Source organism: Paenibacillus sp. 2KB_20 (assembly GCF_052115765.1).
Classification (GTDB): Bacteria; Bacillota; Bacilli; order Paenibacillales; family Paenibacillaceae; genus Paenibacillus_AQ.
The window spans coordinates 42,333-63,505 of sequence record NZ_JBFRHH010000021.1; the positions used below are offsets into that span (position 1 = coordinate 42,333).

A 21,173-nucleotide genomic window follows, 5' to 3' on the forward strand; every position below is an offset into this window, starting at 1 on the left:
TCATGTTTTCGTAACATGACTCATGACTGAAGAAAGGGGGATATCCATGCCACGCAAAGGTCCAGTAACTAAAAGAGACGTGCTGCCAGATCCAGTGTATAACAGCAAGCTGGTAACTCGTCTGATCAACCGCATCATGTTGGATGGTAAAAGAGGTGTTGCTCAAAGCATCCTTTACAATTCGTTCAACATCATCAAGGAACGTACTGGTAATGATCCGATGGAAGTGTTTGAAGCAGCTATCAAGAACATCATGCCAGTATTGGAAGTTAAAGCTCGTCGTGTCGGTGGTGCTAACTACCAGGTTCCAATCGAAGTTAAACCAGAGAGACGTACATCCCTTGGATTACGTTGGCTCGTAAACTACTCCCGCAACCGCGGCGAGAAAACCATGGAAGAGCGTTTGGCGGCTGAGATCATCGATGCTTCCAACAACACAGGCGCTTCCGTTAAGAAACGCGAAGATACACACAAAATGGCTGAAGCGAACAAAGCGTTTGCTCACTACCGTTGGTAGGATTCAGCAACTAATTTTACACTTTAATTTTGAAGGGAGACTATTCGCATGGCGACAAGAGAGTTCTCCTTGAAAAATACACGTAATATCGGGATCATGGCGCATATTGATGCTGGTAAAACGACCACAACAGAGCGGATTTTGTTCTACACAGGCCGTACTCATAAAATCGGTGAAACCCATGAGGGTTCCGCTACTATGGACTGGATGGAGCAAGAGCAGGAGCGCGGAATTACCATTACTTCCGCCGCGACTACCGCTTCTTGGAAGGGTCACCGCGTTAATATTATCGACACCCCGGGGCACGTTGACTTCACAGTAGAAGTTGAACGTTCCCTTCGTGTATTGGATGGGGCAGTAGGTGTATTCAGTGCGAAAGAGGGCGTAGAACCTCAGTCGGAGACGGTTTGGAGACAAGCAGACCGTTACGGTGTACCGCGGATCGCATACGTAAACAAAATGGATATTATCGGTGCCGACTACTTGAACGTAGTTAAAGATATGAGAGAGCGTCTGCAAGCGAACGCGGTAGCGATTCAGCTTCCGATCGGTGCAGAGAATGATTTCATTGGCATCATCGATGTTATCGAGGAAAAAGCCTTTATGTATAAGGATGACCTTGGTCAAAACATCGAAGAAACCGAAATTCCAGCAGAATTCAAGGATCAAGTGGAAGAGCTACGCAACGAGCTTGTTGAGAAGGTAGCAGAACTTGACGAAGACTTGACAATGAAATATCTTGAAGGTGAAGAAATCACCATAGCTGAGTTGAAAGCTGCTCTGCGTAAAGGTGTTGTCGAAGTTAAGATCTTCCCAGTTATCTGTGGATCTTCTTACCGTAACAAAGGCGTTCAGTTGATGCTTGATGCCGTAATCGATTATTTGCCGGCTCCAACTGATGTTCCAGACATCAAGGGTACCCATGAAGATGGAACTGAAGCTATCCGGCATTCTTCCGATGAAGAGCCGTTCTCGGCTTTGGCATTCAAAATCGCTACGGACCCTTATGTTGGTAAGCTGACATTCTTCCGCGTATATTCCGGTGTACTGCAATCCGGCTCTTACGTACTGAATGCAACTAAAGGCAAACGTGAGCGCATTGGTCGTATCCTTCAAATGCATGCGAACAGCCGTCAAGAAATTTCCGAAGTATTCGCCGGAGATATCGCAGCTGCCGTAGGTTTGAAAGATACGGGTACAGGTGATACACTATGTGATGAGAAGGACCCGGTTATCTTGGAGTCCATGAACTTCCCTGATCCGGTTATCGAAATCGCAGTTGAGCCTAAAACAAAAGCTGACCAAGATAAATTGGGTGTAGCTCTCGGTAAGTTGACTGAAGAGGATCCAACTCTTCGTGCACATACCGATGAAGAAACAGGCCAAACGATCCTGGCAGGTATGGGTGAGCTTCACTTGGACATTATCATCGACCGTATGCGTCGTGAGTTCAAAGTAGAAACCAACGTGGGTAAACCACAGGTAGCTTACCGCGAAACATTCCGTCAACCAGCTCGCGTTGAAGGTAAATTCGTTCGTCAGTCCGGTGGTCGTGGTCAATACGGTCACGTATGGGTTGAGTTCGAACCTCTGGAAGCAGGTAGCGGTAATCAATTCGAGAGCAAGGTTGTCGGTGGTTCTGTACCAAGAGAATACATTGGTCCAGCTCAACAAGGTATTGAAGAGCAAATGAAGAACGGTGTACTCGCCGGCTTCCCGCTTGTTGACGTTAAAGCAACCATCGTCGACGGTTCATACCATGATGTTGACTCCAATGAAATGGCGTTTAAAATCGCCGGTTCCATGGCTTTGAAAGCAGCTAAAGACAAGTGTAAGCCTGTCCTGCTCGAGCCTATTATGAAAGTTGAAGTTACCGTGCCTGAGGAATACATGGGCGACGTAATGGGTATGCTGAACTCCCGCCGTGGACGTATCGAAGGTATGGACTCCCGTGGTGGTACTCAAATTATCCGTGCGAAAGTACCTCTTTCCGAAATGTTCGGTTACTCCACTACCCTTCGCTCCGGTACACAAGGACGCGGTGTGTTCTCCATGGAAATCTCCCACTACGAAGAAGTTCCTAAAAATATCTCCGATGAAATTGTGTCCAAGATCAAAGGCGGAGAGTAATAACGTTTTACCTGCTGGATAGGAGGCGGGATCAACATCCCGTTAACTCCGCTTCCGGCCCAACATATATATCCCCTTAAGGAGGAATTGTTCAAATGGCAAAGGCTAAATACGAACGTACGAAACCCCATGTTAACATCGGTACTATCGGTCACGTTGACCATGGTAAAACAACTTTGACAGCTGCAATCACATCTGTATTGTCCAAAACTTACGGTGGTGCTGCAATGTCTTTCGATCAAATCGACAAAGCTCCAGAAGAGCGCGAACGCGGTATCACAATCTCTACTTCCCACGTAGAGTATGAAACTGACGCTCGTCACTATGCACACGTTGACTGCCCAGGTCACGCTGACTATGTTAAAAACATGATCACTGGTGCAGCTCAAATGGACGGAGCAATTCTGGTTGTATCCGCAGCTGACGGCCCAATGCCGCAAACTCGCGAGCACATCCTGTTGTCCCGCCAAGTAGGCGTTCCTTACATCGTTGTATTCTTGAACAAATGCGACATGGTTGAAGACGAAGAGCTCTTGGAATTGGTTGAGATGGAAGTTCGCGACCTGCTGAACGAGTATGACTTCCCAGGCGACGACACTCCGATCACTCGTGGTTCCGCTCGTGAAGCTCTGCAAAACCCAGATGGCGAATGGGCACAAAAAATCGTTGAAATGTTCAAAACAATCGACGAGTACATCCCATTGCCTGAGCGCGACACTGACAAGCCTTTCTTGATGCCTGTCGAGGACGTATTCTCCATCACTGGTCGTGGTACCGTTGCTACAGGTCGTGTAGAGCGTGGTACGATCAAAGTTGGTGACGAGATCGAAATCGTTGGTATTGCTGAAGAAACTAAGAAATCCGTTGTTACGGGCGTTGAGATGTTCCGTAAATTGCTGGATTCCGCACAAGCTGGTGACAACATCGGTGCATTGCTTCGTGGTGTTGAGCGTACTCAAATCGAGCGCGGTCAAGTACTTGCTAAGCCTGCTTCCGTTAAACCACACACAGAGTTCACAGCTCAAGTATACGTACTGAGCAAAGAAGAAGGCGGACGTCATAAGCCTTTCTTCACTGGCTACCGTCCACAGTTCTACTTCCGTACTACGGACGTAACTGGTGTGATCAACTTGCCAGAGGGTTCTGAAATGGTTATGCCTGGTGATAACATCACTGTAACGGTTAACCTGATCAACCCAATCGCGATTGAAGAAGGAACTAAGTTCTCCATTCGTGAAGGCGGCCGTACCGTAGGTGCTGGTTCCGTTGCTTCCATCATTAAATAATTAAGGCTTACAAATAGCCTTGAATATAGCAACAGTATATTGTAACGAGCAACAATGTGATGTCCTGATAAAAGAGTCTGATCCTTTGGATCAGGCTCTTTTCTTTAGGGATCAGCCCAATAATCTGATTACATTCTCTGATGGATATCAGTTATTTAATTCGAAACTTTCTATTATATAGAATAGAGAGTGCGTTACAATATGATATGCGAAAAGCGATGAAATCTATTAGCCAAGTTCTGCAACCTTCGGTTAAAGATGTAAATACATATTAATTATGAATTAGTGCTTGCAATACGCCTATCTTTTATATATAATAGTGAATGTTGTTCTGCGACGTTGCGATGATGTGAGAGGTTACCGACACACCCGGCCCCTTTGCCATGAGGTGGGTGGTTGGAAAATTTTCGCGGAGTATGTCCGATACCAAATTGGGCGATAGAAGGAGGGAATAAAATGGCAAAGCAAAAAATTCGTATTCGCTTGAAAGCATACGACCACAGAGTTCTTGATCAATCCGCTGAGAAAATTGTTGAGACAGCAAAACGTTCGGGTGCTGGTGTATCCGGTCCGATCCCGCTTCCAACTGAGAAACAAATAATTACCATTCTCCGTGCGGTGCACAAGTATAAGGATTCTCGGGAACAGTTCGAAATGCGTACACATAAACGCTTGATCGACATCGTGAACCCGACTCCACAAACTGTGGATGCCTTGATGCGCTTGGACCTGCCGTCCGGTGTAGATATCGAAATCAAACTGTAAGCATTGCATAATGAATTAGAGAAGAGAAAAGAGGTGTCAACATGAAAGGTATCTTAGGTAGAAAGCTCGGAATGACTCAAGTGTTTACCCCTGAGGGTGTTGTAATTCCTGTAACGGTTATCGAAGCAGGTCCTTGTGTTGTTCTTCAAAAGAAAGATCTGGAAAACGACGGATACGAAGCGATTCAAGTCGGTTTCTCTGATAAGAAAGAGAACAGATCTAACAAACCAGAAGCAGGCCATGCGAAAAAAGCAAACACTGCGCCTAAGCGCTACGTTCGCGAAATTCGCGGTGTTGACCTCGCGAGTGTCGAGGTTGGACAAGAGCTGAAGGCTGATGTCTTCGCAGAAGGCGAATTTGTTGACGTAACGGGTATTTCCAAAGGTAAAGGTTTCCAAGGTGTAATCAAACGTTGGGGCCAAAGCCGCGGACCAATGTCTCACGGTTCCCGTTATCACCGTAGACCAGGTTCCATGGGTTCGATCCAGGCAAACCGTGTTCCTAAAGGAAAACGCCTGCCAGGTCACATGGGCAATGAGACAGTTACGATTCAAAAGCTCGAGGTTGTCAAAGTCGACACAGAGCGTAACGTAATCCTTGTTAAAGGCTCCATTCCTGGACCTAAAAAAGGTTTCGTTCAAATCAAAGAAACGGTGAAGAAATAATCGCCTAAAGAAAGGAGGAACAAAGAATGCCTAAAGTAGCACTTTATAATGTCAGCGGTAGCCAAGTTGGCGAAGTAGAATTGAATGAAGCTGTGTTTGGCATCGAGCCGAACGTACACGTACTGCACAGTGCAGTATTGTTGCAGCGCGCTTCCCTTCGTCGTGGTACCCACAAAGTAAAAGGACGTTCTGAAGTACGCGGCGGCGGACGTAAGCCTTGGAAACAAAAAGGTACTGGCCGTGCTCGTCAAGGTTCGATCCGTTCTCCACAATGGAAAGGCGGCGGTGTGGTATTTGGACCAACTCCGCGCAGCTACACGTTTAAACTTCCTAAGAAAGTTCGTCGTTTGGCTATCAAATCCGCATTGTCTTCCAAAGTGATTGACAACGCAATTATCGTATTGGATCAATTGACGCTGAATACGCCGAAAACGAAAGAGTTTGCTAACATCCTTAGCAACCTGAAAATAGGCCGTAAAGCTCTGATCGTTGCTCCAAGCTATGATGATAATGTAGCCCTTTCCGCACGTAATATTCCTGGTGTGAAATTCGTAGCGGCTGACGGCATTAATGTTCTTGACGTAATGTCGTACGATCAACTGATCATTACGAAGGAAGCAGTTCAGAAGGTAGAGGAGGTGCTCGCGTAATGAAAGACCCACGCGATATAATCAAGCGCCCGGTGATCACGGAACGTACGGCTGACTACATGGCAGAGCTGAAATATGCTTTTGAAGTGGATATCCGCGCTAACAAGACCGAGATCAAGCAAGCTGTCGAATCTATTTTTAAAGTTAAAGTATCGAACGTGAATACGATGCGTGTCCCTGCTAAACCAAAGCGTTATGGCCGTTATTCCGGTTACACAACCGAATGGAAAAAGGCGATCGTGACTTTGGCTCCAGACAGCAAACCGCTCGAGTTCTTTGAATCGGTTGAATAAGAATTTCTTAAGTAAGGAGGGAAAATTCAGTGCCTATTAAAAAGTATAAACCGACATCCCCGGCTCGACGCAACATGTCCGTGTCGACTTTCGAAGAAATCACCACGAATCAGCCGGAGAAATCGTTGCTGGCTCCGCTGAGCAAAACAGCTGGCCGTAACAACCAAGGTAAAATTACAGTTCGTCACCATGGCGGCGGACACAAGCGTAAATACCGTATCATCGACTTCAAACGGAATAAAGACGGCATTCCAGGTCGCGTTGCTACAATCGAATACGACCCGAACCGTACTTCCAACATCGCTCTGATTCACTATGTAGATGGTGAAAAGCGTTATATCATCGCTCCTAAAGGTCTGAAAGTTGGAGACCAAGTAGTATCTGGAGTAGGTGCTGACATCAAGATTGGTAACTCACTTCCACTGGAAAACATTCCAGTAGGTACCGTTATCCACAACATCGAATTGAAACCAGGTAAAGGCGGACAATTGGTTCGTGCTGCTGGTACAGAAGCTCAACTTCTCGGTAAAGAAGATAAGTACGTAACTGTTCGTCTTTCTTCCGGTGAAGTTCGCCGCATCCTGAAAGTTTGCCGTGCAACCATCGGTTCTGTGGGTAACCAAGACCATGAGTTGATCAAAATCGGTAAAGCTGGTCGTAGCCGCTGGCTTGGACAACGTCCTGAAGTACGTGGTGTGGTAATGAACCCTAACGATCACCCTCACGGTGGTGGTGAAGGCCGCGCTCCAATCGGACGTAAATCGCCTATGTCTCCATGGGGTAAACCAACCCTTGGTTACAAAACACGTAAAAAAGGTAAAGCTTCTGACAAATATATCGTTCGCCGCCGCACGAAGTAATGCGCGATTGTGCATAGCTTCGTGACAGGCTCGAAGGTAACGAGACAATTTGGTGAAGGGAGGATTTCAATATGAGCCGTAGTTTGAAAAAAGGACCTTTTATTGACGGATATCTGCTCAAAAAAGTGGAGGACATGAACAGCGCAAGCAAAAAGGCTGTGATCAAAACCTGGTCCCGCCGCTCCACTATTTTCCCGCAATTTATCGGTCACACGTTCGGAGTATACGATGGCCGTAAACATGTACCTGTATATGTAACAGAGGACATGGTAGGACACAAGTTGGGTGAGTTCGCTCCAACTCGTACTTACAAAGGTCATGAAGATGATAAGAAAACAAGAAGATAATTAATGAAGCTCTTTGTTTGAGAGGAGGTTAAACATATGGAAGCAAAAGCACATGCTAGATCGATTCGTATTGCTCCTCGTAAAGCTCAACTCGTTGTTGACTTGATCCGCGGTAAGCAAGTGGGCGAAGCGATCGCAATTCTTCGTCACACTCCGAAAGCTGCATCTCCGGTTGTTGAGAAGCTTTTGAACTCGGCTATCGCAAACGCTGAGCATAACTACTCTTTGGATGTAACTAAATTGGTTGTGACGCAAGCTTATGTCAACCAGGGACCGACTATGAAACGTTTCCGCCCGCGTGCGATGGGACGTGCAAGCCGGATCAATAAACGCACCAGCCACATTACTTTGGTGGTAGCTGAAAAATAAGGAGGGAAAACGTGTGGGCCAAAAGGTAAATCCAGTAGGACTCCGTATCGGTATTATCCGTGATTGGGAATCCAAATGGTATGCAGGCAAAGACTTCGGTGATCTTTTGCTGGAAGACGTGAAAATCCGTGAATACCTGAAAAATAAATTGAAAGACTCCGCTGTATCTCGTATCGAAATCGAGAGAGCGGCTAATCGTGTGAACGTGACGATCCACACTGCGAAGCCTGGTATGGTTATCGGTAAAGGTGGTTCCGAAGTAGAAGTACTGCGCGGACAAGTGACTAAAATTGCCGGCGGTAAAAAAGTTCACATCAACATTTCTGAAATTAAAAACCCTGAGCTGGACGCTATTCTTGTTGCTGAAAGCATTGCACAACAGTTGGAACGTCGTGTGTCTTTCCGTCGTGCACTGAAACAAGCGATTCAAAGAACTATGCGCTCTGGAGCTAAAGGGATTAAAACATCGGTCAGCGGACGTCTTGGCGGAGCCGAGATTGCTCGTACGGAAGGCTACAGTGAAGGAACTGTTCCACTTCATACGCTTCGTGCAGACATCGACTATGGTACAGCAGAAGCGCATACGACTTACGGCCGTATCGGCGTGAAAGTATGGATCTATCGTGGAGAGGTTCTTCCTACGGCTAAGAAACAAGCTGCTCAGGAAGGAGGCAACTAATCATGTTGGTACCAAAACGTGTAAAACACCGCAAACAACAGCGCGGCCATATGAGAGGTCAAGCTAAAGGCGGTACTGAACTGAACTTCGGCGAATTCGGTCTGCAAGCTACAGAACCAGGCTGGATCACGAACCGTCAGATCGAAGCTGCTCGTATCGCGATGACTCGTTACATTCGTCGTGGCGGTAAAGTATGGATCAAGATTTTCCCAGATAAGCCGATTACTCAAAAGCCTCTCGAAGTGCGGATGGGTAGCGGTAAAGGTAACGTAGAGAAATGGGTTGCCGTTGTAAAACCAGGCAAGATCATGTTTGAACTTGGAGGCGTGTCCGAGGAAATCGCCCGCGAAGCGATGCGTCTCGCCGCTCACAAGCTGCCTGTTAAAACGAAGTTTGTGAAACGAGAAGAAGTGGGTGGTGAAGCAAATGAAAGCTAATGAACTGCGCAACTTAACCACTGCAGAAATCGAGCAAAAAATCGCCGGATTTAAAGAGGAACTCTTTAACCTCCGTTTTCAATTGGCCACAGGCCAGCTTGACAACCCGACTCGGATCCGTGACGTTCGCAAAGAAATAGCTCGTGCTAAAACCGTTATCCGTGAAAGAGAACTTGGGATTAGTTAATGAAACGGAACTCACTGTTCTGAATTCAGGAAGGAGGCTAACAAATGAGCGAAGAACGCAATGCTCGTAAAGTGCAAATTGGTAAAGTTGTCAGCGATAAAATGGATAAAACCATTGTTGTAGCTGTTGAAACTTATAAGAAGCATGACTTGTATCACAAACGCATTAAATACACGAAAAAATTTAAAGCGCATGATGAGAACAATCAAGCTCAAATCGGAGATACCGTTAAAATCATGGAAACTCGCCCTCTCTCCAAAGACAAGCGCTGGAGATTGGTAGAAGTGGTTGAAAAAGCGGTTATCATCTAAGATATGATCAGTTTTTGATGGAAGGAGGAAATTTAAATGATTCAACCATTTACACGTTTAGCTGTTGCTGACAACTCCGGTGCGAAGGAACTGATGTGTATCCGCGTATTGGGTGGTACTGGTCGTCGTACAGCTCAAATCGGTGATTTGATCGTATGTTCCGTCAAACAAGCAACACCAGGCGGCGTTGTCAAAAAGGGTGATGTAGTAAGAGCGGTAGTCGTTCGTACGAAACGTTCTGTACGTCGTAAAGACGGATCCTACATCTCATTTGACGAGAATGCAGCTGTTGTTGTTAAAGACGACAGAAGCCCACGCGGAACTCGTATTTTCGGACCAGTTGCTCGCGAACTTCGCGAAAGAGACTACATGAAAATCGTTTCCTTGGCTCCGGAAGTAATCTAAATAACACCCCAAAAAGTGACGTAACTTTTCGGGAACCCGATAAATAGTTGAACTGGCTAGTCATAGGAGGTGTAACGAATGCCTAAAGTGAAAAAAGATCTGGAATCCCATAGCAACAAACTGCACGTGAAAAAGGATGATACTGTTATCGTCATCAGCGGTAAAGACAAAGGCAAAAAAGGCCGTGTCATCGCAGCGTACCCTCGTGAAAATCGTGTTTTGGTTGAAGGTGTGAACATGATCAAGAAGCACCAGAAGCCAAACCAAATGAACCCACAAGGCGGTATCATCGAGAAGGAAGCTCCGATCCATGTATCGAACGTTATGCACGTTGATCCGAAGAGCGGAAAAGTAACCCGTATCGGTTACAAAGTACTGGACAACGGTAAAAAAGTTCGCGTAGCAAAAAGATCCGGAGAAGTTATCGATAAATAAGACGGTTTAGAAAGGAGGTCCTTGAATCATGGCAGCAAGAATGAAAGAACGTTTTTTGAACGAAGTAACTCCTGCTCTGATGCAGAAGTTTAGCTATAAGACAGTAATGCAAGTACCAAAAATCGAGAAGGTTGTCGTCAACATGGGTGTAGGTGACGCTGTAGCTAACTCGAAGGTGCTTGATTCCGCTGTGAACGACATGCAGCTGATTGCTGGTCAAAAACCGGTTATCACCCGTGCGAAGAAATCCATCGCGGGATTCAAACTGCGTGAGAACATGCCTATCGGTGTGAAGGTAACGCTGCGCGGTGAGCGTATGTACTACTTCCTCGACAAGCTGTTCAACGTTACACTTCCACGTGTACGTGACTTTCAAGGCGTGTCCACGAAAGCATTTGACGGACGCGGTAACTATACGCTCGGTCTGAAAGAGCAACTCATTTTCCCTGAAATTGAGTATGACAAAGTGGATAAAGTTCGCGGTATGGACATCGTTATCGTAACGACTGCTAAAACCGACGAAGAATCCCGTGAACTGCTTGCTCAACTGGGCATGCCTTTCGCGAAATAAGACGGTTGTCCTTTTCTCCGAAACTATTTAGGAGGTGTCAGGCTAAGTGGCAAAAACTTCGATGAAAGTTAAACAACAACGTACACCGAAATATAAAGTACGGGCATATACCCGTTGTGAACGTTGTGGTCGCCCACATTCGGTACTGCAGAAGTTTAAAATTTGCAGAATTTGTTTCCGTGAATTAGCTTATAAAGGCCAGATTCCTGGCGTGAAAAAAGCAAGCTGGTAAGAAGTTTATAAACGGGAAGGAGGTTTATCCTACATGACTATGTCCGATCCAATTGCAGATATGCTAACTCGTATTCGTAACGCGAACACGGTTCGCCACGAAACAGTAGAAATGCCTGCTTCGACGATTAAAAAACAAATCGCTGACATTTTGAAGCGTGAAGGCTTCATCCGTGATGCAGAGTTTGTGGAAGACAATAAACAAGGGATCATTCGTGTATTCCTGAAATATGGTTCCAACAACGAACGTGTAATCACAGGTCTGAAAAGAATCAGCAAACCAGGTCTTCGCGTTTACACGAAGAGCAACGAAGTACCTCGCGTACTTGGTGGTTTGGGTATTGCGATCATCTCCACGTCTAAGGGAGTTATGACCGACAAAGAAGCTCGTCAATCCAAAGCTGGCGGAGAAGTTCTCTGCTACGTATGGTAATCAACGTCACAAGATAGGAGGTGTAATGAATGTCCCGTATTGGTCGTAAACCAATTGCTATTCCTAACGGTGTGGAAGTCACACTGGATAACACTGTAATCACTGTAAAAGGACCTAAAGGTACCTTGACTCGTGAACTGCATAAAGACATGCAAATTACAGTAGAAAACAACGAGATCAATGTTGTTCGTCCTTCCGACAACAAAACACATCGCTCTCTTCACGGCACGACCCGCAGCGTTGTCTCAAATATGGTCAACGGTGTAACTGAAGGATTCTCGAAAAACCTTGAGTTGGTAGGTGTCGGGTACCGTGCAAGCAAAACCGGAGATAAAATCGTTCTGAACGTGGGTTACTCCCACCCAGTTGAAATTACACCGGAAGCTGGTATCGAATTCGAAGTACCAACAAACACAAAAATCACCGTTCGCGGTATCGATAAAGAGCGCGTAGGTGCATACGCAGCTAAGATCCGTTCCGTACGTGAGCCTGAGCCATACAAAGGTAAAGGTATTAAATACGAAGGTGAACGCATTATCCGTAAGGAAGGTAAAGCTGGTAAGAAGAAATAAGTTAGCTAACCGGGGTCTCACCTGGTGGATAACTTGCTTCTTCTCCCATACTTACCCGATGCGTCTAAAAGCGAAGCTCTTAAGGCAAAACTGAAGGGAGGAAATGGAAACATGATCACGAAACAAGACAAGAACAAAGCTCGTCTGAAAAGACACCTGCGTGTCCGTAAGAAAATCCAAGGCACAGCAGAACGTCCACGTCTGAACGTGTTCCGTTCTTCGAAACACATCTATGCTCAATTGATCGACGATGTGGCTGGCGTGACTTTGGCATCAGCTTCTACGTTGGATAAAGAATTGGCTACTGATATCAAGAACGGCGGAAGCGTTGAATCCGCTCGTAAAGTCGGCGAACTCGTTGCAAAACGTGCTGCAGACAAAGGTTACAAAGTGATCGTATTCGATCGCGGTGGATACTTGTATCATGGACGTATTCAAGCACTTGCAGAGGCAGCTCGCGAGGCAGGCCTTGAATTCTAAGATATTTTCAAAAGGAGGTAAACGACTTGCGTGTAGATCCTAACACTTTAGAACTGACTGAAAGAGTAGTAAACATTAACCGCGTTGCTAAAGTTGTAAAAGGCGGACGTCGCTTTAGCTTTAGCGCACTGGTAGTTGTCGGTGATGGCAAAGGTTGGGTAGGAGCAGGTATCGGTAAAGCAGGCGAAGTACCGGATGCAATCCGCAAAGGTATTGAAGATGCTAAGAAAAACCTGATTCACATTCCACTTGTTGGAACAACTATTCCTCACCTCGTAACAGGTCACTTCGGAGCAGGCCGAGTATTGTTGAAGCCGGCATCTGAAGGTACTGGAGTTATCGCTGGCGGACCGGTTCGTGCAGTACTTGAACTGGCTGGCGTAGGCGACATTTTGACAAAATCTCTAGGTTCTTCGAACTCCATGAACATGGTCAATGCGACTTTGGAGGGATTGTCCCGCCTGAAGCGTGTTGAAGATGTTGCCAAGCTTCGCGGCAAATCCGTCGAAGAGCTGTTGGGTTAAGGAGGGAATCTCATGGCTAAACTTGAAATCACCCTCGTACGCAGCGTGATTGGTCGTCCAGAGGATCAGCGTGCAACCGTGAAAACACTCGGACTTCGTAAACTCAACCATTCCGTGGTTCAAAGCGACAATGCTGCAATTCGCGGAATGATCAAGAAAGTAAATCACCTGGTTTCTGTTAAAGAAATCGAAGGTTAATCCCGGGCAACGTATTCCCGGACATATTAAGGAGGTGCAACGAACGATGAAGTTACATGAGCTGAGCCCGGCACCTGGATCCCGCAAAGAGCGCAAGCGCGTTGGACGCGGTACTAGTAGTGGTACGGGTAAAACATCGGGTCGCGGTCACAAAGGACAAAACTCTCGTTCCGGCGGTGGTGTACGTCCAGGCTTCGAAGGTGGACAGAACCCATTGTACCGTCGTCTTCCGAAGCGCGGTTTCGTAAACCCAACTCGGAAAGAGTACGCGATTGTGAACATCGAAGAACTTAACAGCTTTGCAGCAGGTACTGAAGTGACTCCAGAAGTTTTGGTTGAGAGCGGTATTGTTAACAATACAAAGAGCGGAATCAAAATTCTTGGCAACGGTGAGGTTACCGTTTCTTTGACTGTAAAAGCTAATAAGTTTTCTCAATCTGCGGTAGAGAAGATCGAGGCTGCCGGCGGTAAAACCGAGGTGATCTAATGTTTAAGACCCTGAAAAATATATGGCGTGTGGATGACCTTCGCAAGCGTATTTTGTTCACCTTATTCGTTCTGATCATCTTCCGTATTGGATCATTTGTTCCAGTTCCCGGCGTTAACAAAGATGTTTTTACCCAGACGAATCAGGCAGGCAATGAGTTGTTCGGTCTTCTTAACACGTTCTCGGGGGGCGCACTATCGCAGTTTTCGATCTTCGCCCTTTCGATATTTCCATATATTACTTCGTCCATTATCGTGCAGTTGTTGTCGATGGACGTCATTCCAAAGTTTGCGGAATGGAACAAACAAGGGGAACACGGGAAGAAGCAGTTGGCTCAAATTACTCGTTATGGTACGGTAATATTGGGATTGATTCAGGCGTTCGGTATGTCTGTCGGGTTTAACCGCCTGTATGGCATGGATATGGTGCCTGGAGCAACCACTATCGACTTTGTCGTGATCGCAATTGTGCTCACCGCAGGTACATCATTCTTGATGTGGCTCGGCGAACAGATTACGGAACGCGGAATCGGTAACGGTATTTCGATCATAATCTTTGGTGGTATCGCTGCTGGTATTCCAATGCACATTCGGACAACGATTGAATCGAATTTCATTCAGGATGGTCAAGTATTTATGAACATTCTGAAGGGTGTTATCATCCTTCTGATTTTGATTTTGATCATTACCGGAGTTGTATTCATTCAGCAAGGTATCCGTAAAATTCCGGTTCAATACGCGAAGCGTGTTGTAGGAAACAAAATGTACGGCGGACAGAACACACACATTCCACTCAAGATTAACGGTGCAGGCGTTATCCCGGTAATCTTTGCGATGTCATTGCTGCAATTCCCGGTTATCCTAGCCAGCTTCTGGGCACACATGAATTGGGCGAAGTGGATTACGGCGAACCTGGCTTATGACAGCCCGCTTGGAATGGTACTGTATGTACTCATGATCATTGGTTTCACGTTCTTCTACACCTTCGTGCAGATGAACCCGAACCAAATGGCTGATAATATGAAGAAGAACGGCGGCTATGTTCCGGGCATTCGTCCTGGTAAAGCTACCGAGAAGTATTTGACTCGGGTTATGACCCGTCTGACCATGACAGGAGCATTGTTCCTGGCCGTGATCTCTGTGCTTCCGGTGTTCTTTGGATCACTTGCAGGTCTTCCTCGTACGGTTCAGATCGGTGGTACTTCACTCTTGATCGTCGTCGGTGTTGCACTGGATACGATGAAGCAGATCGAAAGCCAACTGATCAAACGTCACTACAAAGGTTTTATCAATAAATAGGCGATAGGTTCCGGCGAGTGGTCTGTATCGCTTCCCGGCGCCTATTGTGTTGTTCTTGCTAGTCAATCAAGGGGAGGGAGTGACGTAAGGTGAACATCTTATTCATGGGTCCTCCTGGGGCAGGAAAAGGGACGCAAGCAGAAAACATTGTGAATGAATTCGGTATTCCTCACATTTCAACGGGCGATGCATTTCGTCTCGCGATCAAACAAGGAACTCCCATCGGAATTAAAGCGAAGGAATTCATGGATCAAGGTCTGCTGGTACCGGATGACGTAACGATTGGTATTGTGGAAGAGCGTCTGCAGCAGTCCGATTGCGAAAAAGGTTTTTTATTGGACGGTTTTCCAAGAACCCTTTCGCAAGCGGAAGCGCTGGATGACATTCTCGCCCGCTTGAATACTGGTCTCGATCACGTCATCAACCTGAAAGTTGATCGGGAAAAGCTTCTGGCTCGCCTTACTGGCCGCCGGATTTGCAAAAACTGTGGTTCGACTTATCATGTGATCTTTAATCCTCCTAAACAGGAAGGCATTTGTGATAAATGCGGCGGCGAATTGTACCAGCGCTCCGATGATAACGAAGAGAGCGTCGGCATTCGTTTAGACGAATATATCAACAAAACAGCACCACTCCTCACGTTTTATGAGAACAAAGGTCTTTTGCGTCAAATCGATGGTGATCAGGAAATCGACGCGGTTTCATCACAAATTGCGTCTATACTGAGAGGTTAAGTATAATGATCATTTGTAAATCCGAAACGGAACTGAGCTTGATGAGAGAAGCAGGAAGGATCGTGGCAGAATGCCACAAACTCCTTGCCGCTCATGTAGAACCGGGCATTACGACCGGGGAACTTGACCTTATGGCCGACAAGTTCATTCGAAGCCAAGGCGCTGTGCCATCTTTTAAAGGCTACAACGGATTTCCTTCCAGCATTTGCGCATCAGTCAACGAAGAATTGGTGCATGGATTTCCAGGCAAACGCAAATTAATCGAGGGTGATATCGTTACGTTTGATATCGGTGCACAGTACCAGGGTTACCATGGTGACTCGGCATGGACCTACGCGGTAGGAGAGATTTCCGAAGAGGCCCAGCGTCTGCTGGACGTAACGGAAGGATCGCTCTATGCTGGACTTGCGCTAATCAAACCCGATGTCCGCTTGTTTACAATCTCTCATGCCATACAGCGTCATATCGAGGATGCAGGTTTCTCTGTCGTCCGGGAGTACGTTGGTCATGGTGTGGGTACCGAACTGCATGAGGATCCGCAAATTCCGAACTATGGCATCCCTGACCGTGGACCAAGACTCAAACCGGGCATGGTGCTCGCGATCGAGCCGATGGTCAACGCGGGTAAGCGAAATGTCAAGACGCTGGAAGACAACTGGACGGTTGTAACGGTAGACGGCTCACTATGTGCTCACTTCGAGCATACGGTAGCAGTCACGCCGGATGGCATGGAAATTTTGACAAAGCTGCCGGAATAGGGTGATGAAATTGAATAATGAACTCACGCTTCAACCCGGTCAGATTGTTAAGATACTGAAAGGCAGAGATGCCGGACAGTATGCCGTTATCGTTTCGATTGAGGACAGCAGGTTCGTGTGGATCGCGGATGGGGACAAACGCAAGTTTGACGGGGCCAAGAAGAAGAACGTTCTTCATCTTGAACCTCAATCCTACATTAGCAGTGAAGTGGTAAACAGTTTGCAAGAAAGCGGTCGGGTTACAAACGGTAAACTGCGTTTCGCACTGGACCGGTTTGTATCCGATAAATCCAAGGCAGATCAGAAAGGAGACTAACTGTGGCTAAAGAAGATGTCATTGAAGTCGAAGGAACGGTCATTGAGCCGTTGCCGAATGCTACCTTTAAAGTCGAGCTGGAGAATGGTCATCAGATTCTCGCTCATGTTTCCGGAAAGTTGCGGATGCACTTTATCCGTATCCTTACAGGAGACAAAGTGGTTGTACAACTCTCGCCGTATGATTTGACCAAAGGTCGTATCACGTACCGTAAATAGATTTAAGGTTCCCCTGGGGAATCAAGGAAAGCTGCGAAGCGGTTTTACTGACGTAAAACTCAGCAGCGGTAACAAACTACTTTAGTTTCGAAGCTGGTTTTACAACGTAAAACTTGGAGGAGGTAATTAGCATGAAGGTAAGACCTTCTGTAAAGCCTATTTGCGAAAAATGCAAAGTCATTCGCCGCAAAGGGAACGTAATGGTTATCTGTGAAAATCCGAAACACAAACAAAAACAAGGTTAAAGAAGGGGGTGTAGCGTAAAATGGCTCGTATAGCTGGTGTGGATTTACCACGTGACAAACGCGTTGAGATCGCCTTGACTTACATTTTCGGAATCGGTAAAACGACTTCCCAGAAAGTATTGAAAGAAACTGGAATCAATGCAGACACTCGTGTCCGTGATTTGACAGAAGATGAAGTCAGCAAATTGCGCGAAACGATCGACGGTATGGTTAAGGTAGAAGGTGACCTGCGTCGTGAAATTTCCTTAAATATTAAACGTCTCACGGAGATCGGCTGCTACCGCGGTATTCGTCACCGTCGTGGATTGCCTGTTCGTGGTCAACGTACTAAAACGAATGCTCGTACACGTAAAGGTCCTCGTCGTACCGTAGCGAACAAGAAGAAATAAGAAAGGGGGATAATAGACAATGGCTAAACCAAAAAAAGTCGTACGTACTAAACGTCGTGACCGCAAAAATATTGAAAGTGGCGTGGCTCATATCCGCTCCACATTCAACAATACAATCGTAACGATTACGGATCCTCACGGAAACGCGATTTCTTGGGCAAGCTCCGGCGGCCTTGGATTTAAAGGTTCCCGTAAGTCGACCCCGTTCGCTGCGCAAATGGCTGCTGAATCAGCTGCCAAAGCGGCTATGGAACACGGTATGAAAGCGGTGGAAGTAATGGTTAAAGGTCCTGGTGCTGGTCGTGAAGCAGCAATTCGTTCTCTGCAAGCAGCAGGTCTCGAAGTAAACCTGATCAAAGACGTTACACCAATTCCACATAACGGATGCCGCCCACCAAAACGTCGTCGCGTATAATGAAGTCATCCTGTTAATGTGGTATAAATCCGTTGCAATCTGCTAATAATGGTTGTTTAGGCATACTACTACATGGATTACTGGATAAGATGACAGTTTCATATAGGAGCGACGTTTGAAGGAGGGGTACTTGCGTGATTGAAATCGAAAAGCCGAAAATTGAGACCGTTGATGTCAATGAAGATGGAACCTATGGGAAATTCGTAGTTGAGCCTCTGGAGAGAGGGTATGGCACGACGCTGGGGAACTCGCTTCGCCGCATCTTGTTATCCTCACTACCGGGCGCAGCAGTCACATCGATTCAAATCGATGGCGTACTGCATGAATTTTCCACGATTCCGGGTGTCATGGAAGACGTGACCGAGGTCATCCTGAACCTGAAAGCTTTGTCTCTGAAAATTCATTCCGATGAAGAGAAAGTGTTCGAGATTGATGCGGAGGGTGAAGGGGTTGTTACTGCTGGTGACATCCGTGCGGATAGTGATGTGGAGATTCTGAATCCAGATCTTCATATTGCAACGCTCGGCCCTGGTGCAAGACTTCATATGCGTATTTTTGCCAGTCGCGGTCGTGGCTATGTCCAGGCGGATCGGAACAAACGCGATGACCAGCCTATCGGCGTCATTCCCGTCGATTCGATCTATACTCCGATTAGCCGTGTTAACTACGGCGTGGAAAATACGCGTGTTGGTCAAGTAACCAACTACGATAAACTGACGCTTGAAATTTGGACGGATGGCAGCATCCGCCCGGAAGAAGCTGTTAGTCTCGGCGCGAAAATCTTGACTGAGCATCTGTTCCTCTTCGTAGGTCTGACCGACGAAGCGAAGGATGCAGAGATCATGGTTGAGAAAGAAGAAGACAAGAAAGAAAAAGTACTTGAAATGACGATCGAAGAGCTGGATCTTTCCGTTCGTTCCTACAACTGCTTGAAACGTGCCGGCATTAATACGGTACAGGAGCTGACCACGAAAACCGAAGAGGATATGATGAAAGTTCGGAACCTCGGACGCAAATCCTTGGAGGAAGTTCAAGAGAAGCTTGAAGAGTTGGGCCTGGGACTTCGTACGGAAGAATAGCATAGATTCGGCTTAGCTTAGCAAAGGAGGGAAAAACACATGGCATACCAAAAGTTGGGCCGCGATTCCAGTGCGCGTAAAGCGTTGTTCCGTGACCTGGTAACCGACCTTTTCTTATATGAGCGCATTCAAACGACTGAAGCCAAGGCGAAAGAAGTTCGTTCGATCGCTGAGAAGTTGATCACAAAAGCAAAAAAAGGTGATCTTCACGCTCGTCGTCAAGTAGCTGCATTCGTGCGTCGTGAAACAGTAGACGGTGAACAAGATGCAATCCAAAAATTGTTCTCCGAAATCGCTCCTCGTTACTCCGAGCGTCCAGGCGGATACACTCGTATCCTGAAACTGGGTCCTCGTCGTGGTGACGCAGCTCCAATGGTTTACTTGGAACTGGTAGATCGCGCGTAAATTAGCTTTGTTCCATTGAAGTGACTGTAGTTATGTATGCCCGGCTCTGTAGATGTTTATTCTTGGAGCCATGAACGGGAAGTGGTACGAGATATAGTCGATCATCTGGTTCGACTCGTCTCGACTACTCCATGGGCAATAATAACGGGGACCTTCTAGTCATGTGGCTGACTCGAAGGGTTCGGCTTAACATGATGAAAAGGAGCTCCTATGGGGCTCTTTTTTGATGGATATAGAATTATAAGTTATCAGTAAAATCCCCGATAGAGGTTTTCTTAAGATATCAGAAAGTATAAACTTCGAAGCTTGTGACTTCCTGATATCGCAAGAAAAACTTCCGCTAAATGCGGTCTCTCATCTGTGAAAGTACGTCGATAGAAGTTTTTCTTATAATGTGTACAGGCTTTCGTTGGCGCAGTGTTTTTCGATGAAAGCACTCAGGAGGTCAGCAATGCGTAATCTTCTGATGAAGGTCAGTTACGACGGTACCGATTATAACGGCTTTCAGACCCAGCCCGGTGGCCACACGATTCAGGATTATTTGGAGGAAGCGATCCGCCGTTTGTCTGGTGAACAGCTCAAGATTACGGCTTCTGGCCGGACAGATGCTGGGGTGCATGCTCGTGCCCAAGTATTCAATTTCTACACTGCTTCTCCAATTCCCGTCGAGCGTTGGTGTATGGCATTAAACACTTGGCTACCGGAAGATATCGTGGTTTCGGATGCGATGGAGGTACCCATGGAATTCCATTCCCGCCACGCAGCGAAACGCAAAACCTATCGTTTTACCATCAATGCAAACCAATATCCGGATCTATTCAACCGGCGGTACCAGATCCACCATCATGGGAAACTGGATATCGCAGCGATGGAGCAGGGACTTTCTCATCTGATCGGAACGCATGACTATACAACGTTTGCGTCACGGAAGTCGACGAAGCCGTCCCACGTTCGTACTATTTTTGATGCTTGGATCGAAAAGGATACGTCCATGTGCCGTCCGGGTACGAGAGATCAGGGAGTCATTCATACGTACGTATCCGGGAACGGGTTTCTGCAGCATATGGTTCGGATCATTATGGGGACGTTGATTGAGGTAGGGGAAGGCAAGCGCCATCCGGATGACATGTTGGTCATACTGGAAGCCAAAAACCGAGCAGCAGCCGGTCCAACAGCCATGGGCAAGGGCCTGATGTTATGGGAAGTGGAGTATGATACCACCGGAAAGGATTAACCTCAATTACCGTTGATATCAGATCACGGAAAGGGCTATCACAACAAGAAGAGGAAATTCCTTGTGGCCGTGATTGGCGACTTGTTTGAATAACACGCATGGTGTAAGGTGGAAAACCAAAAAACACTTGCGGATGTGGGCGTAATCCTGTATTATATAAGTTGTGTTTTCTTAACGGCTCTCCCACAGCCCCGGTTAAGAAAATGCCGAATGCAAGACTGCAATAACATGACAATGCTTTAAACATGAA

The 21,173-nt window shown here is 46.6% G+C and carries 35 protein-coding genes; all 35 read left to right on the top strand.

Features of this window, described 5'->3' with window-relative positions; all coding sequences use genetic code 11:
• Nucleotides 1-46 precede the first annotated feature (46 nt).
• The 35 genes from rpsG to truA all read left to right on the top strand — a co-directional run bounded on the left by rpsG (nt 47) and on the right by truA (nt 20,923).
• Nucleotides 47-517 carry a 30S ribosomal protein S7 gene (gene rpsG / locus AB4124_RS31795; protein ID WP_006212929.1) on the top strand — a complete coding sequence of 157 codons (471 nt, stop codon included), beginning with the start codon at nt 47-49 and terminating at the stop codon, nt 515-517.
• Between the two features lie 48 nt (nt 518-565).
• Entirely contained in the window at nt 566-2,647 is a 2,082-nt protein-coding gene (gene fusA, locus AB4124_RS31800) for an elongation factor G (protein WP_339268319.1), read from the top strand.
• Nucleotides 2,648-2,742: 95 nt separating this feature from the next.
• Nucleotides 2,743-3,933 carry an elongation factor Tu gene (tuf, locus tag AB4124_RS31805; protein ID WP_076326226.1) on the top strand — a complete coding sequence of 397 codons (1,191 nt, stop codon included), beginning with the start codon at nt 2,743-2,745 and terminating at the stop codon, nt 3,931-3,933.
• Between the two features lie 456 nt (nt 3,934-4,389).
• The gene (gene rpsJ, locus AB4124_RS31810; protein ID WP_006212922.1) at nt 4,390-4,698 is read left to right on the top strand and encodes a 30S ribosomal protein S10; all 309 of its coding nucleotides are present in this window, start codon (nt 4,390-4,392) and stop codon (nt 4,696-4,698) included.
• 41 nt (nt 4,699-4,739) lie between these two features.
• Nucleotides 4,740-5,363: a 50S ribosomal protein L3 gene (gene rplC / locus AB4124_RS31815; RefSeq protein ID WP_076326225.1), complete on the top strand. Its 624-nt coding sequence runs from the start codon at nt 4,740-4,742 to the stop codon at nt 5,361-5,363.
• Between the two features lie 26 nt (nt 5,364-5,389).
• Nucleotides 5,390-6,013, top strand: a complete 624-nt coding sequence (gene rplD / locus AB4124_RS31820) for a 50S ribosomal protein L4 (protein ID WP_076326224.1) — start codon at nt 5,390-5,392, stop codon at nt 6,011-6,013.
• Nucleotides 6,013-6,306, top strand: a complete 294-nt coding sequence (rplW, locus tag AB4124_RS31825) for a 50S ribosomal protein L23 (RefSeq protein WP_006212919.1) — start codon at nt 6,013-6,015, stop codon at nt 6,304-6,306. Before rplD ends, rplW begins: the two co-directional genes overlap by 1 nt.
• Before the next feature lie 29 nt (nt 6,307-6,335).
• Nucleotides 6,336-7,166 carry a 50S ribosomal protein L2 gene (gene rplB / locus AB4124_RS31830; protein WP_076326223.1) on the top strand — a complete coding sequence of 277 codons (831 nt, stop codon included), beginning with the start codon at nt 6,336-6,338 and terminating at the stop codon, nt 7,164-7,166.
• Between the two features lie 71 nt (nt 7,167-7,237).
• Nucleotides 7,238-7,513, top strand: coding sequence for a 30S ribosomal protein S19 (gene rpsS, locus AB4124_RS31835; RefSeq protein WP_023964919.1), 276 nt, complete (start codon nt 7,238-7,240; stop codon nt 7,511-7,513).
• A gap of 36 nt (nt 7,514-7,549) precedes the next feature.
• Nucleotides 7,550-7,882 carry a 50S ribosomal protein L22 gene (gene rplV / locus AB4124_RS31840; RefSeq protein WP_015737624.1) on the top strand — a complete coding sequence of 111 codons (333 nt, stop codon included), beginning with the start codon at nt 7,550-7,552 and terminating at the stop codon, nt 7,880-7,882.
• Nucleotides 7,883-7,895: 13 nt separating this feature from the next.
• The gene (rpsC, locus tag AB4124_RS31845; protein ID WP_006212915.1) at nt 7,896-8,561 is read left to right on the top strand and encodes a 30S ribosomal protein S3; all 666 of its coding nucleotides are present in this window, start codon (nt 7,896-7,898) and stop codon (nt 8,559-8,561) included.
• Nucleotides 8,562-8,563: 2 nt separating this feature from the next.
• Entirely contained in the window at nt 8,564-8,998 is a 435-nt protein-coding gene (gene rplP / locus AB4124_RS31850) for a 50S ribosomal protein L16 (protein WP_009589221.1), read from the top strand.
• Complete coding sequence (gene rpmC / locus AB4124_RS31855; protein WP_007132561.1) at nt 8,988-9,185, top strand: 50S ribosomal protein L29; 198 nt, start codon at nt 8,988-8,990, stop codon at nt 9,183-9,185. The genes rplP and rpmC overlap by 11 nt, the downstream gene beginning before the upstream one ends.
• 44 nt (nt 9,186-9,229) lie before the next feature.
• Nucleotides 9,230-9,496 (top strand): 30S ribosomal protein S17, encoded by a 267-nt coding sequence (rpsQ, locus tag AB4124_RS31860; protein ID WP_009589223.1) that lies wholly within the window; start codon nt 9,230-9,232, stop codon nt 9,494-9,496.
• A 36-nt stretch (nt 9,497-9,532) separates the two neighbouring features.
• Nucleotides 9,533-9,901 carry a 50S ribosomal protein L14 gene (gene rplN / locus AB4124_RS31865; RefSeq protein ID WP_006212911.1) on the top strand — a complete coding sequence of 123 codons (369 nt, stop codon included), beginning with the start codon at nt 9,533-9,535 and terminating at the stop codon, nt 9,899-9,901.
• A gap of 78 nt (nt 9,902-9,979) precedes the next feature.
• Nucleotides 9,980-10,336: a 50S ribosomal protein L24 gene (rplX, locus tag AB4124_RS31870; RefSeq protein ID WP_076326222.1), complete on the top strand. Its 357-nt coding sequence runs from the start codon at nt 9,980-9,982 to the stop codon at nt 10,334-10,336.
• A 28-nt stretch (nt 10,337-10,364) separates the two neighbouring features.
• A complete protein-coding gene (rplE, locus tag AB4124_RS31875; RefSeq protein WP_076326221.1) occupies nt 10,365-10,907 on the top strand; it encodes a 50S ribosomal protein L5 in 543 nt (180 codons plus the stop codon).
• 46 nt (nt 10,908-10,953) lie between these two features.
• Nucleotides 10,954-11,139, top strand: coding sequence for a type Z 30S ribosomal protein S14 (locus tag AB4124_RS31880; protein ID WP_074961883.1), 186 nt, complete (start codon nt 10,954-10,956; stop codon nt 11,137-11,139).
• Nucleotides 11,140-11,172: 33 nt separating this feature from the next.
• Nucleotides 11,173-11,571, top strand: a complete 399-nt coding sequence (gene rpsH / locus AB4124_RS31885) for a 30S ribosomal protein S8 (protein WP_006212908.1) — start codon at nt 11,173-11,175, stop codon at nt 11,569-11,571.
• 29 nt (nt 11,572-11,600) lie between these two features.
• Entirely contained in the window at nt 11,601-12,143 is a 543-nt protein-coding gene (rplF, locus tag AB4124_RS31890) for a 50S ribosomal protein L6 (protein WP_076326220.1), read from the top strand.
• 111 nt (nt 12,144-12,254) lie between these two features.
• Nucleotides 12,255-12,623 (top strand): 50S ribosomal protein L18, encoded by a 369-nt coding sequence (gene rplR, locus AB4124_RS31895; RefSeq protein WP_076326219.1) that lies wholly within the window; start codon nt 12,255-12,257, stop codon nt 12,621-12,623.
• Nucleotides 12,624-12,649: 26 nt separating this feature from the next.
• Entirely contained in the window at nt 12,650-13,147 is a 498-nt protein-coding gene (gene rpsE / locus AB4124_RS31900) for a 30S ribosomal protein S5 (protein ID WP_009589212.1), read from the top strand.
• Nucleotides 13,148-13,159: 12 nt separating this feature from the next.
• Nucleotides 13,160-13,345 (top strand): 50S ribosomal protein L30, encoded by a 186-nt coding sequence (gene rpmD, locus AB4124_RS31905; protein ID WP_076326218.1) that lies wholly within the window; start codon nt 13,160-13,162, stop codon nt 13,343-13,345.
• A gap of 46 nt (nt 13,346-13,391) precedes the next feature.
• Nucleotides 13,392-13,832, top strand: coding sequence for a 50S ribosomal protein L15 (rplO, locus tag AB4124_RS31910; RefSeq protein ID WP_006212903.1), 441 nt, complete (start codon nt 13,392-13,394; stop codon nt 13,830-13,832).
• The gene (gene secY / locus AB4124_RS31915) at nt 13,832-15,130 is read left to right on the top strand and encodes a preprotein translocase subunit SecY (RefSeq protein ID WP_076326217.1); all 1,299 of its coding nucleotides are present in this window, start codon (nt 13,832-13,834) and stop codon (nt 15,128-15,130) included. Before rplO ends, secY begins: the two co-directional genes overlap by 1 nt.
• A gap of 89 nt (nt 15,131-15,219) precedes the next feature.
• Nucleotides 15,220-15,864, top strand: a complete 645-nt coding sequence (locus AB4124_RS31920) for an adenylate kinase (protein ID WP_009589204.1) — start codon at nt 15,220-15,222, stop codon at nt 15,862-15,864.
• Between the two features lie 5 nt (nt 15,865-15,869).
• On the top strand, nt 15,870-16,622 hold the full coding sequence (gene map / locus AB4124_RS31925) for a type I methionyl aminopeptidase (RefSeq protein ID WP_076326216.1): 753 nt from the start codon (nt 15,870-15,872) through the stop codon (nt 16,620-16,622).
• A gap of 4 nt (nt 16,623-16,626) precedes the next feature.
• Nucleotides 16,627-16,938, top strand: coding sequence for a KOW domain-containing RNA-binding protein (locus AB4124_RS31930; RefSeq protein ID WP_339268310.1), 312 nt, complete (start codon nt 16,627-16,629; stop codon nt 16,936-16,938).
• A gap of 2 nt (nt 16,939-16,940) precedes the next feature.
• Entirely contained in the window at nt 16,941-17,156 is a 216-nt protein-coding gene (gene infA, locus AB4124_RS31935) for a translation initiation factor IF-1 (RefSeq protein WP_006212898.1), read from the top strand.
• 131 nt (nt 17,157-17,287) lie between these two features.
• On the top strand, nt 17,288-17,401 hold the full coding sequence (gene rpmJ, locus AB4124_RS31940; protein WP_003333770.1) for a 50S ribosomal protein L36: 114 nt from the start codon (nt 17,288-17,290) through the stop codon (nt 17,399-17,401).
• Nucleotides 17,402-17,421: 20 nt separating this feature from the next.
• Nucleotides 17,422-17,790, top strand: coding sequence for a 30S ribosomal protein S13 (rpsM, locus tag AB4124_RS31945; RefSeq protein WP_006212897.1), 369 nt, complete (start codon nt 17,422-17,424; stop codon nt 17,788-17,790).
• Nucleotides 17,791-17,809: 19 nt separating this feature from the next.
• A complete protein-coding gene (gene rpsK / locus AB4124_RS31950) occupies nt 17,810-18,205 on the top strand; it encodes a 30S ribosomal protein S11 (RefSeq protein ID WP_006212896.1) in 396 nt (131 codons plus the stop codon).
• A gap of 134 nt (nt 18,206-18,339) precedes the next feature.
• Nucleotides 18,340-19,284, top strand: coding sequence for a DNA-directed RNA polymerase subunit alpha (locus AB4124_RS31955; RefSeq protein WP_071221012.1), 945 nt, complete (start codon nt 18,340-18,342; stop codon nt 19,282-19,284).
• 39 nt (nt 19,285-19,323) lie between these two features.
• Nucleotides 19,324-19,689, top strand: a complete 366-nt coding sequence (rplQ, locus tag AB4124_RS31960; protein ID WP_071221011.1) for a 50S ribosomal protein L17 — start codon at nt 19,324-19,326, stop codon at nt 19,687-19,689.
• Nucleotides 19,690-20,140: 451 nt separating this feature from the next.
• Nucleotides 20,141-20,923, top strand: a complete 783-nt coding sequence (truA, locus tag AB4124_RS31965; RefSeq protein WP_441975278.1) for a tRNA pseudouridine(38-40) synthase TruA — start codon at nt 20,141-20,143, stop codon at nt 20,921-20,923.
• Nucleotides 20,924-21,173: the final 250 nt, after the last annotated feature.